This is a genomic window from Rhizobium ruizarguesonis (genome assembly GCF_012349115.1).
Taxonomy (GTDB): Bacteria; Pseudomonadota; Alphaproteobacteria; order Rhizobiales; family Rhizobiaceae; genus Rhizobium; species Rhizobium ruizarguesonis.
This window is the reverse complement of sequence record NZ_PQIG01000098.1, coordinates 17,469-33,609: the sequence shown is the minus strand read 5'-3', so window position 1 is coordinate 33,609 and position 16,141 is coordinate 17,469. Positions and strand designations below refer to the sequence as shown.

Here is a 16,141-nt window from a genome sequence, read left to right as displayed (position 1 = left end):
GGTCTAGCGGATAAATGGAACAGCGGGCTCATCGTCCCAATGCTCATCATCCGTGAAAGCGGGGCCGGAATATTCCGTCTCGTGCAGCGAGCGCGCATCTGGTCTGTCGCGCTTGAAGGTGAGCGCCGCCGCCACAGCCCTTATTGCCACCGGCCGGTAGTGAACGAGCAGGTCGGGTTTTTGGTCATCATCCGCTTCGTTGTCATGCATGTATGATCCCCCGTTTTGAAGTCGGCGCCGATACCGATCACAGCGCTCTTTCGCCCGGCACCTAATCTATCACAGCCACAAATCGCGATCTCACTTGATTTTTACAGTTTCTAGGCCGTATGAACTTATTAATGCGTCATCGAGAGTTCAAATGGCCACAGAAACTGACATCTTTAGTGAATTGGACCAGTTCGACAGAAAAATCCTCGCCGCACTCGCCGAGGACGGAAGGCTGTCGATCACCGATCTGGCTACGCGTGTCGGATTGTCGAAGACGCCATGCCAGATCCGCTTCAAAAGGCTGATCAGTGAAGGATACATCGAAGGCTTTAAGGCCATCCTCAATCCGTCGAAAATGCAGCTCGACCACATTGCTTTCGTCGAAGTGAAACTCTCCGATACCCGCGAGCATGCGCTGAAAAGCTTCAACGATGCCATCAAGAAGATCGGGGAAGTCGAAGAGTGCCATATGATTGCAGGCAGGTTCGACTATCTCTTAAAGATCCGCACCCGCGATATCGGCCGCTACCGTCGCGTCCTCGGCGAGCGCATCTCGACACTGCCCCATGTTGCCAGCACATCGACGAACGTCGCGATGGAAACGGTCAAGGAAGGCTGGGACAAGTCCGGTTCGAGTTTTTCGTGAATGTGATCCTTGGGATGACCACCTGCCGGTGAGTTGCCGCAGAATCCAAAATGCGCGCCGACCGAGCTGCGCATAATCCGTCCAATTTGCCGCCGGACGAACTGCGATATATTCATTGTCGTCGGCTATCGCGCCAAAGCGGTTGCGGCAAGGGTAGCAATCGCTCCCAGGCAGTTCAGCCATCTCTCGCTTTCCGACCGCGTGCGCTCGGTTTCACCGGCACACTCTTGCCGTACTCATTCCACCATGCCGTCAAGGCTTCCATGGTGGGGCCGAGGCCCCGCGCTTTTTTCGTGATCTCATATTCGACGCGCGGAGGAATCTCCGCAAAGATGGTGCGGGACACGAGACCGTCTGCTTCGAGCTCGCGGAGTTGCACCGTCAGCATGTGTTGGGTGATGCCGGGAATAGCCTTTCTCAGTTCGCCAAACCGGTGGACCCGCTGATGGAGCAGCCACATGATTTCCAGCTTCCATTTGCCGGAGAGGAGCGCGAATGCGCGACGCATCTCCTCATGCATATTGATTTCGCCATCGGCCATAGTCTGGTTTTCCATACTAGCTGCAAGTAATTCATCCTACTTGCAAAAATAGACCTTAGACGACATTTTCACAGGGGCGCAGTAAAAGGAGCGCCTCTCACATAGAAACCGACAGACTCGACGAGAGGAATGTTGCTGCGTGGGCAGCGACAGGGATGAACCTATGCTTGAATTTTACGGATACTGGATCAGCACGGCACTTCTATCCGTGCTCTACCTCGCTTCAGCCTACATGTATGCCACAAAGAAACAGTGGGTTCGTAAGGCGCTGACGGAACTCGGATACAGCGCGAACGCCCTCGTTCCGTTCATGATCATTGTTAAGGTCCTCGGCCCGGTCGCGATCCTTTCGCGCGTCAGCGTGCCGCTCAGCGATCTCGCCTATGCCGGCATCTTCTTTCACCTGCTGCTATCGGGTCTCGCGCATATCGGCGTTCGAAAACCTGTCGGCGCTCTGCCAGCGGCGATCGGCCTGGCGCTGCTGATCACCTCGTTCATGACGCAGAACGACGCCCGCGACCTCCCTTCCCCTTACATCAAGGCCGCCGCCCTCTGACGCCTCGAAGATTCCCAAGCCTTATCAAATGGAGATACACATGGGTCGACTCAATGGAAAAGTTGCCGTTATCACCGGCGCAAGCCGCGGCATTGGCCGCGCCACCGCAAAGCTGTTTGCGGCCGAAGGCGCGAAGGTCGCAATTCTTTCTCGGACATCCGAAGGCGTCGATCGCGTTGTCGCGGATATCGTCGAAGCGGGCGGCAACGCGCTCGGCGTCGTCTGCGACGTCGGTGAAGCCGATCAGATCACGGCCGCGGTGGACACGGTTGTCGCTACATATGGCCGCATCGACATTCTCGTGAACAATGCTTTCGATGGTTCTGCGGTCTTGTCTTCGGTCATCGACCTTTCGCTCGAGCAACTGCAACGGAACTTCGACACCGGGCCGATCGCATATCTACGCTTCATGCAGGCTTGTTATCCTCACCTTAGAGAAGGTGGAGAAGGGCGGATCATCAATTTCGGTTCGATGGCTGGCACCGTGGGGTTGGCTGGTTACGGTCCGTACAACATGGCCAAGGAGGCGGTGCGCGCGCTGACTCGCACGGCCGCACGCGAATGGGGTGCCGACAACATCACCGTGAACAACGTTCTGCCGATCGCGGACACCTGGGGTGCCGCGGAAAAGGATGTTCCTCCCCCAACGAACGCCCTCGCTCGTTTCGGCTCGCCGGAAGACGACATTGCCCCGGTGGTGCTGTTCCTGGCCAGCAAGGATTCCCAATTCATTACGGGATACAGCCTTACCCCAGATGGCGGCGCAATCATCGACAGCGCACGGTAACAGCCTTCGGCAACCGTGGATGAGCAAGGGGCGCAGCGTGTTGCGCCCCGTTGTCCGGCAGAGCCTCCCGACATGAGTGTTGGTTACCGATGCCGGTAGCGAAAGGCTTCGACGAAGGCGGAGAAAGCAGGGGATGGATGGCGCCGGCTGGGGTAGTAGAGATGATACCCTTGGAATGTTGGCGCCCAATCCGCGAGCACTTCGTTCAGTTGACCGCTGTCACAATATTGCCGGACGAGGTCTCTCGGCACATAAGACAGCCCCGCGCCATCGAGAGCGGCATTGATCGCCGGCCCTATGTTGCTCATCACGAGCTGGCCTTCCACACGAACGCTGAACTCGCGGCCATCCTTTTCAAACTCCCAGGCATAGAGAGCGCCTGACGTCGGAAGACGCAGGTTGACGCAATTGTGGTCCGTCAAGTCATGCGGGGTCGAAGGCACAGTGCGGGCCGCAAAATATTCGGGTGATCCGACCACGGCGTAAGAGATATCGGGTCCAATGCGAACGGCCACCATGTCGCGCGCAATCGCTTCGCCGAGCCGCACGCCGGCATCGAATTGGCGCTCCACGATATTTGTGAAACCGTTGTCGATGATGAGTTCCACCGCGATATCGGGGTAATCCCGTAGAAATGCCGGCAGCCTCGAACGGAAGACCAGCTCCACGGCATCATCGGGACATACGAGGCGGACTGTGCCCGAAGGTTTGTCGCGCAGCGCGCCGAGGGCACTGATCCCGGCGGCGATGCTCTCGAAATGCGGCTGGATAGTTTCCATGAGCCGGGCACCGGCAGCCGTGGGAGCCACGTCACGCGTCGTGCGGGAGAGAAGCCGGACGCCGAGCCGGGCTTCGAGCGCGCTGATCGTATGGCTCAGCGCCGAGCGCGTGACTCCCAACTTTGATGCAGCGCGGGTGAAACTCCGCTCCTGAGCCACCTCCAGAAACGCACGCATTTCCGTGAACTCGTCGCGCCGCATTGTTGAATCTCCTTCATCACGACGTTCAGATTATAGCTTCTAGTCGCGCAAAACCAGTCCGGCTATCTATCTGGCAACGGACAGGAGAACATGTATGACCGTCGAATTGACATTGAATGAGATCCCACTGACGGACGACACGGCGACCTCATGGTCTGCTGTGACCTGTCTCTCGCTTCTCACTTTCCTTCTGGTGGGTTTGGAATTTCTCCCTGTGAGCCTTCTGACCCCGATCGCCAGAGACCTCATAGTGTCAGAGGGGCAAGCCGGATTGGCGATCACCGTGTCGGGAGTCTTCGCGGTTATCACCAGCCTTTTCGGCAATGCCTTCTTGGCGAGGATCGACCGGAAGTCTGTCGTCTTGTTCTATACGGCGGTTCTTGTTGCATCGAGCTTGGCGGTTGCCCTCGCACCCAACTTCCCTGTCTTTCTCGTCGGGCGGTCCCTGGTCGGCGTTTCGATCGGCGGCTTCTGGTCGCTGTCGACGGCTATTCTGGCACGCCTGGCCTCGGGCCGTGACCTGCCCAAGGCCATTGCGCTTCTTCAAGGTGGCACCGCATTCGCCCTCGTCCTTGCCGCGCCGCTCGGCAGTTTTCTTGGCGGGTTGATCGGATGGCGCGGAACCTTCTTCATCACGGTGCCGATCGGAATTGCAGCGCTCGTCTGGCAACTGGTCGTCCTGCCGAGGATGCCGGCGACGTCAACCGTCTCGGTGGCCAGAATATTAGGGCTGCTGCGTAATCGCACATTCGCGATCGGAATGGCGGCGACCGCTCTCGCCTTCATCGGCCAGAACGCGCTGTCCATTTATCTTCGCCCGTTCCTCGAAGGCGTCACAGGACTGCAATTGAATGTTCTGTCCATGGTGCTTCTCGGCCTTGGTGTCGGCGGACTGGCTGGAACCTCCGTCATTGGCTTCGTCGCCCGGCGCCATCTCCTGCTCGTTCTAGCAGGACTGCCGGCTGCTCTTGCGGTCCTTGCCCTGCTGCTGATCGCTCTCGGGCCGTTCGCGGCGGTTACGGCATCCCTGCTCGTCATGTGGGGATTTTTCTCAACCCCGCTTCCGGTCGCCTGGAACACCTGGATGGCCGCTATCGTTCCCGGTGAATTGGAAGCGGCAGGTGGACTGCAGGTGGCGCTGATCCAACTCGCCATTGCAGGCGGTGCTTTCGCTGGCGGCATGCTGTTCGACACCGCGGGATGGTGGAGCCCCTTCCTTCTGGCCGCCTGCCTTCTCGCCGGTTCGGCTGTCCTCGCCGCACTCGCCGGTCGCCGTTCCTGAACCTTCAGAAACCTCACAACAGGAGATCATCATGTCCCAAGGAATCGAAAACAAAGTGGTCGTCATCACCGGGGCAAGCAGCGGGCTTGGCGAAGCCACCGCCCGTCACCTCGCCGAGCGCGGCGCTTCCGTCGTCCTCGGCGCACGGCGTAGCGACCGCATCGCTAAGCTCGCTGAGGAGCTGTCCGCCAAGGGCTATAAGGCCACGGCAGTCCAAACCGATGTCACGGACCAACATCAAGTCAAGACGCTCGTCGACACGGCCGTCAACGCGTTCGGTCGCATCGACGTGATGCTGAACAATGCCGGCCTGATGCCACTTGCGCCGCTCGAACGGCTCAAAGTTGACGAGTGGGATCGCATGATCGACGTGAACATCAAAGGGGTGCTCTACGGCATCGCAGCAGCGCTTCCCCACATGACAGCGCAGAAGTCGGGGCACATCATCAACGTGTCCTCCGTCTATGGTCATGTGGTCGATCCGGGTGCCGCCGTCTATTGCGCGACGAAATTCGCCGTGCGCGCCCTCTCGGAGGGGCTGCGGAAGGAAGTGAAGCCATACAACATCCGCACCACGATCATTTCACCCGGCGCAGTGAGCACCGAACTCCTCGAACACATCAGCGAAAAGGACATCCAGGCGGGCACCAAGGAGTTCGTCAGTAAAATCGCGATCAGCGCGGACACGTTCGCCCGAACGGTCGCCTTCGCGGTGAACGAACCAGACGATGTCGACATCAACGAAATCCTGTTCCGGCCCACGGCTCAACCTGTCTGACGCGAGGCGCGCTATGTCGATGACATCCAAGTTCATGAGCCGTCGCGCGGTGCTGGGCGGAACCTTGGCGGCCGCCGCTCTACCTCTTGTGGCGCAAGGGCAGGACGAGCGTGGCTCGGCGGATCCCGAGGCGACAGACGTCAGGATCAGGATAGGCTTCAACAATCTAACCCTGACCGCGACGCTCTCCGACAATCCGACGGCGCGCGATCTCGCTTCCATGCTGCCCTTGAACCTCAAGATCGAGGACTACGGCAGGAACGAAAAGATCGTCCATCTGCCGCGCAAGCTGACAGAAGAAGGCAGCGGTGCTTTCGGAAACGAGCAGCCGGGCGACCTTTGCTACTTCAAACCGTGGGGTAACCTGGCCTTGTTCTACGCGGATTATCGCTGGGACGGGCTAATCCGGCTCGGCCGCTTCGACAATGGCTTCGAGCCGTTGCTGCTGCGCGGCGAGTATCCGGTCCGCATAGAACGCATATAACAAGGGCTTTATGGCGGGAGATAGCAATTCGTCTTCCGCCCAAGCATGAAAGAACCCCATAGACGATACTTCCAGAACCAGAAAGCCGCGGCCGGCTTAAGCCAGCAGAGGCGCTCGACGGGGCGCCTCCGTCTATTCGATGATCTCGACGCAGAAATCTATAAAGGCCCTGACCTTAGCCGGAACATGCTGACGCGAGGGATAGAAGGCGTAGAGCGGGAATGTCTCGTCCGACCAGTCGGGAAAGAGGTTCACGAGCTGCCCATTGTTCAGATAATCCGCCATCCCGAGTGAGAAGACTTGCGCGATGCCTATCCCCGCAAGGCAGGTCGCCAAGGTCGTGCCGGCATCGTTGACTAAAATGCGGCTGCGGGTCTCGATCGAGACGACCTCTTCACCCCGCCGAAGCTCCCATTCGAAAGGCCTTGCAGTCAGCGGGTCCTGGAATTGGATACAGGTATGCTCGCTCAAATCCTGTGGACGGCTCGGCCGACCATGTCGCTCGATATAAGCGGGAGCCGCAATGGTGATCACGCGCGTCTGCATCAACAGGCGCGAAATAAGCGACCTCTGCGCAGGCTCGCCAAAGCGCACCGCGACGTCCATGCCATCAGCAACAAGATCGCCGATCTCGTTGCGGGTGATGATCTCGATCTGGATATCCGGATAACGATCGAGGAAGGCGCCGAGCCGCGGGCCGAGCACAAGGCGTGAGAAATATGGGTCGACATTGACTCGCAGTCGGCCACGCACCGCCTGTCTGGCGCCAACAGCTGTCTGCGCAGCCTCTTCAATGCCGCTCAAGAGTGGGGCCACCTGTTGGTAGAACCGCGCGCCGTCATCGGTCAACCGCATCGTGCGTGTTGTCCGGTCGAGCAGCCGCAGACCGATCCGCCCCTCCAGTCGAGAAATGGCGCGGCTGACACCCGACGCCGATAGTCCCATCAGCTCCGCCGCCCGCGCGAAACTTCCGCTCTCGATAACGGCGGCCAGTACGCTCACGCCATTCAACAATCGTCCGTCAAACATCGCGCATCCGTGATTTTTAGTCACCAATCATGTGACAGAAGCGCGCTTCAGTCAAATGCTGCCAAAGGACATGATCAGCATAACAAACCGCCAACCTGCTGACGGTGGAGGAAGCAAAGGAGTCTAACCATGTTTGTGATCACCGGAGTAACAGGCCAAGTCGGAGGCATTGTCGCCGCGCGTCTGCTGACGGCGGGGGTGCCGATACGCGCCGTCGCGCGCAATGCGGAAAAAGCAGCGGAATGGAAGGACAAAGGCGCGGAACTGGCCTTGGCCGAGATGAGCGACGCCGATGCGCTCACTAAGGCTTTCGCCGGCGCCGACGGCGTCTTTTTGCTGATCCCGCCGACCTTCGATCCAACCCCCGGCTTTATGGAAGTGCGCGCTGTCATTGCGGCCCTGAAGACCGCGCTTCTTTCGTCTCGTCCTGCCAAGGTCGTTTGCCTCTCCACCATCGGCGCGCAGGCCAGAGAACCTAACCTCTTGAGCCAGCTCGGTCTCGTCGAACAGAAGTTATCCGTCTTGCCAATGCCGATCGCCTTTCTGCGTGCCGGCTGGTTCATGGAGAACACGGCCTGGGATATCGCGCCGGCACGCGAGACTTGTGTCCTCTCGAGTTTCCTGCAGCCGCTCGATCAGCCCTATCCGATGGTTTCTGTCTTCGACGTCGGAGCCAAGGCGGCAGAACTGCTGCAGCACGAGTGGGTGGGCAAGCAGGTCGTCGAGTTGATGGGGCCAGAGGGCGTCACGCCCAACGATATCGCCGCTGTCCTATCGTCCATCCTCTGCAAACCCGTCCGGGCGGAGCCGGTCGCCCGCGACACCTGGGAGCAGATTTTCACCGATCAGGGCATGCAGAACCCACTCCCGCGGATGCGTATGATCGACGGCTTCAACGAAGGCTGGATCCGGTTCGAGGGCGAGCCGGTAAAGGGCACGACCACACTGGACACAGCCATGGGCCGTCTGATTTGCCCCGGCCGATAAACAGCTGAAAGGCCGTGGCGGAGAGCAGCCACGCCCTTTCTCATGCAGCCTCTGATAGGGTCGACTCCGGATTTTGAACTAAGGACTACCCGAAGACTGCCGGATTGGACGGCAGCCTATTTCAAACCCTTCAAGGATAGCTTCCCACGCCTTGTAGCCTTCCAGTTCGCAATAGTGGCCATACAATTTCGTTGAACCAAAGCTAATTGCTTTTCCTGAGTGAGCGATCTGCGCCGATCTGAAATTAAGGAGCAACCGCAATTGCGGCGAGGCCGAGGGTCGCTTGTGTCATCTCGGCGGCGCAGCGCTTGTCCGCTTTCGCGACCCGTCGGCACTCCTCTTCAGTGCGCCCAGTTATTGGCTCAAACGCCATTGCATGTCGGCCAACATGCGGCCTACTGCGGTTTTTGAATTTCACAGTAGACAATGCTGCGGTTTGAGCCGGACCAAACAGACACCTTCACATCCGCCCCAGTCACGCTTTCACTGGCGATCAAGCCCATCTCTCGTTCTGACCGCAACAGCAGCGCCCAGTTCATAAATGTCTCCATATAGCCATCGACGTCCGTCTCCGGGGAGAAGTTGGCGAATAGGAATGTGCCGCCAGGCTTCAGCATGCTGACGCACTTCCTGGTCAGCTTTACGGCTACCGCGTCCGGCAGATAGTCATAAAGACCCGCGGCATAAACGAAATCGAACATTCCCAGCGCGTGCCTTCCACCGAGCAGGGATTTGACCGACCCGTTCACCGCCTGGACGGACGTGCCGGCGAAATCGCGGGCGACGGTACCAACGCTCATCGGGTCTTGATCCAAAGCGACCCAGCGTCTGATCTCGCCGGCGCCGAGAGCGCGCGACAAAGGCCCCTCACGAAGATGCCCAGCCGCGATGGCGAGGACTTCGGTGGAACCAGGCCGGGCCGAAGCGATTTCGTCAACGCGGCGAGCCAAAATGTCTCGACGCTGCCTTACCGCGACGGATGACGAAGCATTACGAGTGTAGGCGTAGATCGAACGTCCCAAGTTGCTGGCTGATAAGACAGCGTCCTCAATCTCAGGTCTGCCGTAGATGAAGTCGAGAAGGCGTGCGTCGCCAGAATAGCCGCGCGGCTTTTCGAACGACCAGCGGGTCAATGGATCTTGATGAAGATAGTGAGCAACGGGATGAGATTGCGCGATCGGAACGATGACGTCCCACACCTCCGGATGAAAGCGCCGCCGTATCTGATGCAAGGCGTCGGTAAGACGCTCGATGATCGCATTAGGCTCGACGCCGGATCTGAACTGACGGATCGACACGTCAAGGCTGAGGGCAAGCTCGGCTCTGGCAACGATAAGGTGGCCGGGATCCGGGGCAGCAACCCTTCTTGCCGCCCGACGAATTTCACCGGGCGCAACAAGACTTTCACCGTCCAAGACCAGGCTTTGTTCCATTTCGAGACCCCTTTGACATAGCGTTAAGCATAATCAACCTCGAAATAGGATGCGACTAGAATCTACACGGGATAAGAGTATTTCTACTATTGCGGGTCAGATCCTATCCCTCTAAGAGTGCTCAGCAATAAGACCAATCGGGTTCAGGTTGCAGAATGTAACTTTGGAGGGCGCCGAAGTATGGCTTACTTTTTACCTTCTCTATATCGTTGCCAGGCCGGTGTTTTTGCATGAGCGCGGCTTACGCTAATGTGCGGCGCGACGAATTGACCGTCAGCTTCTCATCTGCCGAGGCCCTCAAGTCTCTGGAAACTGAAAATGATGCTGCCCGAAGGCGGAGCTCACGGCATGGTCTTTGGATCGCGGTCGTCGTTTATGTGGCCTTCGCACTTCCAGATCGATGGCTTATCCCGGATGTTGCGCCTGTGACGATCGCCGCGCGATTCGTCATTGCAACGATCGCGCTGCTGGCTTTCGAAGCCTTGCGACTGGCAAATGCGAAAACCGTCTGGCTTGACATCACATGTGCCGCCGCACTGCTTGTGGGCTATGTGGGTTGGCTTTACCCGGCGATTGCCACCCGCGACGTCACCGCCATGTCATACTACATGATATTCGGCGCCATCTTCATGATGGGCGCCAACCTCTTTTTCAGTTTCCCGTTTCGGCTTTCGGTGATCACCTCGGGCCTCGTTCTCTGCGCATTTTTCGTTACGATCGAGGAGTTTTTTCCTTCAAGCCAAACCTACAAGCTTGCCTTCGGGATTTTCTACATTTCGTGCTTTGCCTTCACGTCTTTCGTCAATTGGCGATTGAACGTGGAGCGTCGAAATGTGTTGTTGAACGCGGCGGAGGCTCGCCACCAGCACTGGGAGGCGTCCGAGCGTGGAAGGTCGCTGCTCGAGCTTTCACATACTGATTACCTGACGGGCATAAGCAACAGACGCGCCCTGGATCGGCGGCTCGACGAATGCTGGGCCGCCTGGAAAGACGAACGCCGCGACTTCTCCGTGTTCCTCATCGACGTCGACTTTTTCAAACGCTTCAATGATCGCTACGGACATCAGGAAGGAGACCGATGTCTGACTGTCATCGCCAATGCGCTGAAGGCGGTTGTAGAGTCGTCCGATGGCATGATCGGCAGGTATGGTGGCGAGGAGTTTATCGTGGTCATGCCGGCTGCCCTCCCCAAGTTCGCGATGACTCTCGCCGAGAAGATCAGAATGGAAGTCGAGTCTCTTGCGATTGCTCACGACGAGCGACCAGATGATATGTCGATCGTAACCGTCAGCATCGGCGTCGCCTTCACCCGCGAGAAAGTTGGAGAGAAAGTTGAACGAATAGTCCGTGAAGCCGACCTCGCTCTCTACAATGCCAAAGCAAGTGGCCGAAACTGCATTCGTAGTTTTGATCCGCTGTTGCCTCGCCCCGACGACCATGCTGGTAAGCTCGTCCCGCTGCTGGCGGCCGCCATCGATCGCAAACTGGTCTCGCTCGTGTACCAACCGATCTTCGACGTGACGAACGGGAAAGCAAGAGCTGTCGAGGCTTTGATGCGCCTCAGGATGCCGGACGGCACCGCGGTTTCGCCGAAGACATTCATTCCGGTTGCAGAACGAAGTGGCGCGATCCTCGAACTGGGCAGATGGGCGATCGAGACGGCATGCCGTGATATACTGATGACCGATCGCATGGCTTCCGTCAGCGTCAACGTGTCGCCAATACAACTGCGTTCCCCGGGCTTTGCTGCCAGTGTCGCTGATATCCTTGCTCGGTGCGGGATCTGCGGGTCGCGACTGGCCTTGGAGGTCACCGAGGGCCTGGACATGGATATGCAGTCGGAGGTGCTTAAATGCATTGCCGATCTGCGGGCGCTCGGCGTCGAGATCTGGCTTGACGACTTCGGCTGCGGCTTCGCGGGCCTCTCTTGGCTGAGGGCAATCGAGTTTCAGACGGTCAAGGTCGATAGAACCTTCCTGCACGACTGCTCGAACCCACGCGGTTTGACGATGCTTCAGGACATGATTGCTCTTATCCGCAATCGAGGGAATACGATCCTGGTGGAAGGCGTCGAAACTGCAGCACAATTTTCCCTTCTCAAGGATCTTCGCATCGACCGCGTCCAGGGCTTTCATATGGGAATGCCGGTTAGCGCTGAACTACTGAGCGCGGCATAACTCGACCTCAAGGTTTTCCAGTCGGCTCAGCACGTTGCCGATGATCGGTGCGTGGCGCATGACGTCTCTGCAAATCGCGAATTCGGACGCCTCGGCCGCACCGACCGCCCGCACGGCAAACAGCTATGAGGGGCCATCCTACGGGCGTTTGCGATCGCATCGGTCGCCGGGAGGCCGGACCCGATCAAAGCAATTGGAGCCATTTCAACGAGGGCTGCGCCGCCATTGTCGGAAGTCTTGCTTTTGGACGAATCAGGCCCTCTGATGCGGCGAGGCAACGGATCGCTGAAGGCAGATGAATATTCGGCGGTTGAACCTGAGAATGAGGATCGAGATGGATCACGCCAACGGCCCGCAATCGTCAGTGAGCGAAGAGAGGGAAGCGCGCAGGCTTCAATACCTGACCTGGGAACACGTTGCGTCTGACCTCCGTCATCCGGCTCACCTCGCCCGCAAGGCGGAACTCCGGCGATCATGCGGTGCGGAGCTGGCCGAGACGTCCTACATCGCCGAGGGCGCCGCAATCTTCACCGAACGCTTGACGATGGGCGAACGGTCCTGGATCGCTGGGCACGCGCTCGTTCGCGGCGATATAATCCTCGGCGACGATTGCACCATCAATCCCTATGCCTGTGTTTCCGGCAAGGTGACGTGCGGCAATGGCGTGCGGATTGCTTCGCATGCATCGATCGTCGGCTTCAATCATGGCTTCGACGATCCGAACATTCCTATACACCGCCAGGGTGTCGTCAGCATCGGCATCGTGATCGGTGACGATGTCTGGATCGGCGCCAACTGCGTAATCCTCGATGGCGCCACGATTGGAAATGGTGCGGTGATCGCCGCCGGAGCGGTGGTCACGGGGGACATTCCCGCCATGGCGATTGCCGGTGGCGTGCCCGCCCGGGTGCTGCGGAGCCGAGGCTCGGCACCGAGGAAATCCGGCACGGGCGACATCGAAGATCAATTGGTCAGGCTCGGTCAGAAGGCGAAAGACCAATGGCCGGACATTCTTGCGCGCTGGAAAACGGAGGGAGCCTATGAATCGCTGGAGGCAGACGGCATCCGGAGACCGGCGATCCGGCATCTCTGCGACGCAATCGAGATCGCTGCCGGATTCGGCCTGCTGCCGCCCGACCTCAATCCGGCGGAGACGGTCGGGCTTCTCCAAGGTCTGCAGGACCAAGAGACCGGCCTTTTCCCGGAAGAGCATTCGCGAATGCATGGCAAGGCGCTGAGGGATGATCCAAAGGCGCTCTATAACGTCCTTGCGGTTGGCTATGCGCTTGAACTGCTTGGTTCCGGTCCACGGCAACCTGTCCATGCGGTCGAGCTCGGCGCCGGAGAGCTCGATGAATGGCTGAGCGCCCTGCCCTGGTCGACCCGGGCGTGGCACGCCGGAAGCGTGGTTGATGCGATCGGAACTGCCATGTACTTCAATGCGAAGTATTTCGGCATCGGGCATTCACGGCAGGCACTTTTCGAGTGGCTGAACCGGAATGCCAACAGCGTCTCGGGGCTATGGGGTGAGCCGACCGCGGGGGAAGGATGGCTCCAACCGGTGAACGGCTTTTATCGCCTGACGCGCGGCACCTACGCCCAGTTCGGCGTGGCACTTCCCCACCCGCACGTCTCACTCGAAACGGTTCATCTCAACTATCGCAACCACAAGGGCTTCGTTGCTGCGAAATACAATGCATGCAACCTGCTCGATACGATACATCCTCTGCTGCTGATTGCCCGGCAGACCGACTACAGGCGGACTGACGGGGAGGCGATCGCCCGCAATCTCATATCGCGGGCGCTGGATAGATGGCGGGATGGCGAGGGATTCCCATTCGCGGATGGTGGTGAACCGAGCCTGCAGGGGACGGAAATGTGGCTTTCCGTCATTCACCTGGCGGCCGATTTCCTGGGACTGGCAGATCGCTTCGCCTTCGCCCCTAAAGGCGTTCACCGAACGGCAACCGTGGGGCTGGGTTTGTGACTACGCTTCGATCACCCGTGCAATGATGCCGTCAGCCAGGCGGCGGCAAGGTCGCGTGCGTTGCTTCGCTTGGCTTTGACGGGCACGATCACGTTGTAACGATCTTCCGCGGCAAGCTCGCCACCGTCGACCTGCACCAGGGTTCCATCCTCCAGAAAGGTGCCCACCAGCATACGCCATCCCAATGCAATCCCTTGGCCTGCGCGCGCCGCGGCAATGGTTTCGGTATAGTGGTTGAACCGAAGCGACGGCTTTATCTCGATATTGGCGCCGGTGAGTGAAAACCACTGCGCCCAGCTATACCAGGAACGATCGAGAACATCCGTTTCGATGAATTCGTCGAGGGAGCCGGGCGGACCATCTCCCCGGCGCCGGAGATAGTCGGGAGAGCAGACGGGGCAAATGACATCGCCGCGCGAGGCGATGACGGTTCCATCGCTGAAGGGCGCCACACCATAGCGAATTGCCACGTCGACTTCTCCGTCGTCGAGAGTGATCGGGCTGTCCTGGGATATCACTCGCACCAGGATACCCGGGTTCGCCCGGCGGAATTCGGCCAGCCGCGGCAGCAGCCAGAAAGAAGAGAATGCAACGGTCGCCCCTATCGTCAACACGTCCTGGCTGCGAGACTGGAGCGCTTCTACGCCCTCGGCAATATCGGCAAAGCTCTTCGCCAGCGTGGCTCCGAGGTTGATGCATGCCGCCGTCGGCTCGATCGCTCGATGCTTGCGCACGAATAAGGGCTGGCCGAATTCCTCTTCCAGCAACGCAATCTGCCTGCTGACCGCCGCCTGGGTGACGCCCAATTCGGTCGCAGCCGTGGTGAAGCTCTTCTTTCTGAGCACCGCCTCCAGGGTCACCAGTGCCGTCAGCGAGGGGATCCGTCTTCTAAAGTGCATCACAGAACTCCTCATCACATGATAAAAACTCATGCGAACCCAATTTTTTATGCCGTTGAAACATCGACACTGCAAGGGCAATCTCGGGAAACTCTCGCATAAGAGGTTCTGATGCTAAACAAGCTCCCATCTTCCATTTCCGCCCTTCTCGACGCTCGTGCCAACGGTCACTCTCTGCCGGCCGGCCTTTACGTCAGAGAAGATGTGTTCGAAGCAGACATCGACGTCTTCTTCCACAATCACTGGATCTGCGTCGGTCTCGATTGCGATGTTCCCGAACCCGGTGACGCCACGGTGATCGATATCGGCAAGACGAGCCTGATCCTTCTGCGTGACGACGACGGAGAAATTCGCGTCCTGCACAATGTCTGCCGCCATCGCGGCTCCCGCCTCCTCGATCCGGGCAAGACGATCGTTTCAAAACTCGTCTGTCCCTATCACACCTGGACATACGAACTGACGGGTGAGCTCAGCTACGCGCCTCACATGGGCAAGGACTTCGACAAGGAGTGTCGGAGCCTCAAGTCGGTCACCTTCAAGTCGATCGGCGGACTGATTTATGTCTGTCTTTCCGACAATCCGCCCGAGGACATCGCTCTCCTCGAGCAGGCCATGATCGAGCGCCTCGCCCCATACGACATCCGGAATGCAAAGATTGCCTTCCAGACGGATGTCATCGAGGATGGCAACTGGAAGCTCACGATGGAGAACAATCGCGAATGCTACCATTGCTCCGCGAACCATCCGGAGCTCTGCGTCTCCTTCGTCGATCTCGACTTCGGCTTCGACCCCGAAACGCTGAGCCCGGAGGATCGCGAGCAGGCCGAGGAGCATTTCAGGCTGTATGAAGAGCGGACGAAGGCCTGGGAGTCCGACGGCTTTCCGTCGGCGGCCGTCGAGCAGCTCGCCGACTGCGCCACCAACTTCCGCACCCAACGGCTGATCATCGCAGGCGCCGGCGAATCCCAGACCCACGACGCCACCGCCGCATCCTCCAAGCTTCTTGGCCACATGACCCGCAAGGATCTCGGCGACACGCATCTTTGGGGCCACAACAGCTGGAACCACTTCATGGGCGACCATGCGGTGGTGGCAACCGTCATTCCGCTCTCGGCGGGCAAGACGCTCGTGAGAACCAAGTGGCTGGTCCACAAGGACGCCGTCGAAGGCGTGGATTACGATCTCGACAAGCTGACGGATGTCTGGGTCGCGACGACGGACCAGGACGCCGATCTTGTCGCGCGCTCCCATGCAGGCACTCTCGACCCGGCCTATCAGCCCGGCCCCTACTCCCGCTTCTCCGAGACGAACCTCGACAAGTTCGCCAGCTGGTACATCGATCGGATGCGCGCCCATGGATACTAG

At 59.0% G+C, this 16,141-nt stretch carries 16 protein-coding genes; 10 read left to right on the top strand and 6 right to left on the bottom strand.

Features of this window, described 5'->3' with window-relative positions:
• Window positions 1-3: 3 nt before the first annotated feature.
• Window positions 4-210 (bottom strand): hypothetical protein, encoded by a 207-nt coding sequence (locus C3Y91_RS25695; protein ID WP_130690073.1) that lies wholly within the window; start codon window positions 208-210, stop codon window positions 4-6.
• Window positions 211-361: 151 nt separating this feature from the next.
• Between C3Y91_RS25695 and C3Y91_RS25690 the strand changes: the two genes are divergently transcribed.
• Window positions 362-856: an Lrp/AsnC family transcriptional regulator gene (locus C3Y91_RS25690; RefSeq protein ID WP_018480227.1), complete on the top strand. Its 495-nt coding sequence runs from the start codon at window positions 362-364 to the stop codon at window positions 854-856.
• Window positions 857-1,031: 175 nt separating this feature from the next.
• Here C3Y91_RS25690 and C3Y91_RS25685 read toward each other — a convergent pair whose 3' ends face one another.
• Window positions 1,032-1,412: a winged helix-turn-helix transcriptional regulator gene (locus tag C3Y91_RS25685; protein WP_130663132.1), complete on the bottom strand. Its 381-nt coding sequence runs from the start codon at window positions 1,410-1,412 to the stop codon at window positions 1,032-1,034.
• Between the two features lie 148 nt (window positions 1,413-1,560).
• On the opposite strand from C3Y91_RS25685, the gene C3Y91_RS25680 reads away from it, so the two are divergent.
• Together C3Y91_RS25680 and C3Y91_RS25675 are read left to right on the top strand one after the other, a co-directional pair.
• Window positions 1,561-1,953 carry a DoxX family protein gene (locus tag C3Y91_RS25680; protein ID WP_027687947.1) on the top strand — a complete coding sequence of 131 codons (393 nt, stop codon included), beginning with the start codon at window positions 1,561-1,563 and terminating at the stop codon, window positions 1,951-1,953.
• A gap of 40 nt (window positions 1,954-1,993) precedes the next feature.
• Window positions 1,994-2,740 (top strand): SDR family NAD(P)-dependent oxidoreductase, encoded by a 747-nt coding sequence (locus C3Y91_RS25675; RefSeq protein ID WP_130690072.1) that lies wholly within the window; start codon window positions 1,994-1,996, stop codon window positions 2,738-2,740.
• An 83-nt stretch (window positions 2,741-2,823) separates the two neighbouring features.
• Here C3Y91_RS25675 and C3Y91_RS25670 read toward each other — a convergent pair whose 3' ends face one another.
• Window positions 2,824-3,720 (bottom strand): LysR family transcriptional regulator, encoded by an 897-nt coding sequence (locus tag C3Y91_RS25670; RefSeq protein ID WP_130761192.1) that lies wholly within the window; start codon window positions 3,718-3,720, stop codon window positions 2,824-2,826.
• A gap of 94 nt (window positions 3,721-3,814) precedes the next feature.
• Here C3Y91_RS25670 and C3Y91_RS25665 point away from each other — a divergent pair, with 94 nt between their 5' ends.
• The 3 genes from C3Y91_RS25665 to C3Y91_RS25655 are packed head-to-tail and all read left to right on the top strand — an operon-like array spanning window position 3,815 to window position 6,264.
• Window positions 3,815-5,002, top strand: coding sequence for an MFS transporter (locus C3Y91_RS25665; RefSeq protein ID WP_130676390.1), 1,188 nt, complete (start codon window positions 3,815-3,817; stop codon window positions 5,000-5,002).
• 31 nt (window positions 5,003-5,033) lie between these two features.
• Complete coding sequence (locus tag C3Y91_RS25660; RefSeq protein WP_018069639.1) at window positions 5,034-5,780, top strand: SDR family oxidoreductase; 747 nt, start codon at window positions 5,034-5,036, stop codon at window positions 5,778-5,780.
• A gap of 13 nt (window positions 5,781-5,793) precedes the next feature.
• Complete coding sequence (locus C3Y91_RS25655; RefSeq protein WP_018069638.1) at window positions 5,794-6,264, top strand: cyclophilin-like fold protein; 471 nt, start codon at window positions 5,794-5,796, stop codon at window positions 6,262-6,264.
• A gap of 132 nt (window positions 6,265-6,396) precedes the next feature.
• On the opposite strand, the gene C3Y91_RS25650 is transcribed toward C3Y91_RS25655, so the two are convergent.
• The gene (locus C3Y91_RS25650; protein ID WP_018069637.1) at window positions 6,397-7,293 is read right to left on the bottom strand and encodes a LysR family transcriptional regulator; all 897 of its coding nucleotides are present in this window, start codon (window positions 7,291-7,293) and stop codon (window positions 6,397-6,399) included.
• Window positions 7,294-7,422: 129 nt separating this feature from the next.
• Here C3Y91_RS25650 and C3Y91_RS25645 point away from each other — a divergent pair, with 129 nt between their 5' ends.
• A complete protein-coding gene (locus tag C3Y91_RS25645) occupies window positions 7,423-8,280 on the top strand; it encodes an NmrA family NAD(P)-binding protein (RefSeq protein ID WP_130690069.1) in 858 nt (285 codons plus the stop codon).
• A gap of 395 nt (window positions 8,281-8,675) precedes the next feature.
• On the opposite strand, the gene C3Y91_RS25640 is transcribed toward C3Y91_RS25645, so the two are convergent.
• Window positions 8,676-9,713 carry a class I SAM-dependent methyltransferase gene (locus C3Y91_RS25640; RefSeq protein ID WP_027687952.1) on the bottom strand — a complete coding sequence of 346 codons (1,038 nt, stop codon included), beginning with the start codon at window positions 9,711-9,713 and terminating at the stop codon, window positions 8,676-8,678.
• 230 nt (window positions 9,714-9,943) lie between these two features.
• Here C3Y91_RS25640 and C3Y91_RS25635 point away from each other — a divergent pair, with 230 nt between their 5' ends.
• Window positions 9,944-11,890 (top strand): putative bifunctional diguanylate cyclase/phosphodiesterase, encoded by a 1,947-nt coding sequence (locus C3Y91_RS25635; protein ID WP_130673760.1) that lies wholly within the window; start codon window positions 9,944-9,946, stop codon window positions 11,888-11,890.
• Window positions 11,891-12,224: 334 nt separating this feature from the next.
• On the top strand, window positions 12,225-13,877 hold the full coding sequence (locus C3Y91_RS25630) for an acyltransferase (RefSeq protein WP_130680577.1): 1,653 nt from the start codon (window positions 12,225-12,227) through the stop codon (window positions 13,875-13,877).
• 11 nt (window positions 13,878-13,888) lie between these two features.
• Here C3Y91_RS25630 and C3Y91_RS25625 read toward each other — a convergent pair whose 3' ends face one another.
• A complete protein-coding gene (locus C3Y91_RS25625) occupies window positions 13,889-14,776 on the bottom strand; it encodes a LysR substrate-binding domain-containing protein (RefSeq protein WP_130680578.1) in 888 nt (295 codons plus the stop codon).
• A 111-nt stretch (window positions 14,777-14,887) separates the two neighbouring features.
• On the opposite strand from C3Y91_RS25625, the gene C3Y91_RS25620 reads away from it, so the two are divergent.
• A complete protein-coding gene (locus C3Y91_RS25620) occupies window positions 14,888-16,141 on the top strand; it encodes an aromatic ring-hydroxylating oxygenase subunit alpha (protein ID WP_130680579.1) in 1,254 nt (417 codons plus the stop codon).

Excerpts from the sequence above, each read along its gene's own strand:
- C3Y91_RS25695 (WP_130690073.1), bottom strand. The coding sequence starts at position 210 with ATGCATGACAACGAAGCGGATGATGACCAAAAACCCGACCTGCTCGTT.
- C3Y91_RS25690 (WP_018480227.1), top strand. The coding sequence starts at position 362 with ATGGCCACAGAAACTGACATCTTTAGTGAATTGGACCAGTTCGACAGA.
- C3Y91_RS25685 (WP_130663132.1), bottom strand. The coding sequence starts at position 1,412 with ATGGAAAACCAGACTATGGCCGATGGCGAAATCAATATGCATGAGGAG.
- C3Y91_RS25680 (WP_027687947.1), top strand. The coding sequence starts at position 1,561 with ATGCTTGAATTTTACGGATACTGGATCAGCACGGCACTTCTATCCGTG.
- C3Y91_RS25675 (WP_130690072.1), top strand. The coding sequence starts at position 1,994 with ATGGGTCGACTCAATGGAAAAGTTGCCGTTATCACCGGCGCAAGCCGC.
- C3Y91_RS25670 (WP_130761192.1), bottom strand. The coding sequence starts at position 3,720 with ATGCGGCGCGACGAGTTCACGGAAATGCGTGCGTTTCTGGAGGTGGCT.
- C3Y91_RS25665 (WP_130676390.1), top strand. The coding sequence starts at position 3,815 with ATGACCGTCGAATTGACATTGAATGAGATCCCACTGACGGACGACACG.
- C3Y91_RS25660 (WP_018069639.1), top strand. The coding sequence starts at position 5,034 with ATGTCCCAAGGAATCGAAAACAAAGTGGTCGTCATCACCGGGGCAAGC.
- C3Y91_RS25655 (WP_018069638.1), top strand. The coding sequence starts at position 5,794 with ATGTCGATGACATCCAAGTTCATGAGCCGTCGCGCGGTGCTGGGCGGA.
- C3Y91_RS25650 (WP_018069637.1), bottom strand. The coding sequence starts at position 7,293 with ATGTTTGACGGACGATTGTTGAATGGCGTGAGCGTACTGGCCGCCGTT.
- C3Y91_RS25645 (WP_130690069.1), top strand. The coding sequence starts at position 7,423 with ATGTTTGTGATCACCGGAGTAACAGGCCAAGTCGGAGGCATTGTCGCC.
- C3Y91_RS25640 (WP_027687952.1), bottom strand. The coding sequence starts at position 9,713 with ATGGAACAAAGCCTGGTCTTGGACGGTGAAAGTCTTGTTGCGCCCGGT.
- C3Y91_RS25635 (WP_130673760.1), top strand. The coding sequence starts at position 9,944 with ATGAGCGCGGCTTACGCTAATGTGCGGCGCGACGAATTGACCGTCAGC.
- C3Y91_RS25630 (WP_130680577.1), top strand. The coding sequence starts at position 12,225 with ATGGATCACGCCAACGGCCCGCAATCGTCAGTGAGCGAAGAGAGGGAA.
- C3Y91_RS25625 (WP_130680578.1), bottom strand. The coding sequence starts at position 14,776 with ATGCACTTTAGAAGACGGATCCCCTCGCTGACGGCACTGGTGACCCTG.
- C3Y91_RS25620 (WP_130680579.1), top strand. The coding sequence starts at position 14,888 with ATGCTAAACAAGCTCCCATCTTCCATTTCCGCCCTTCTCGACGCTCGT.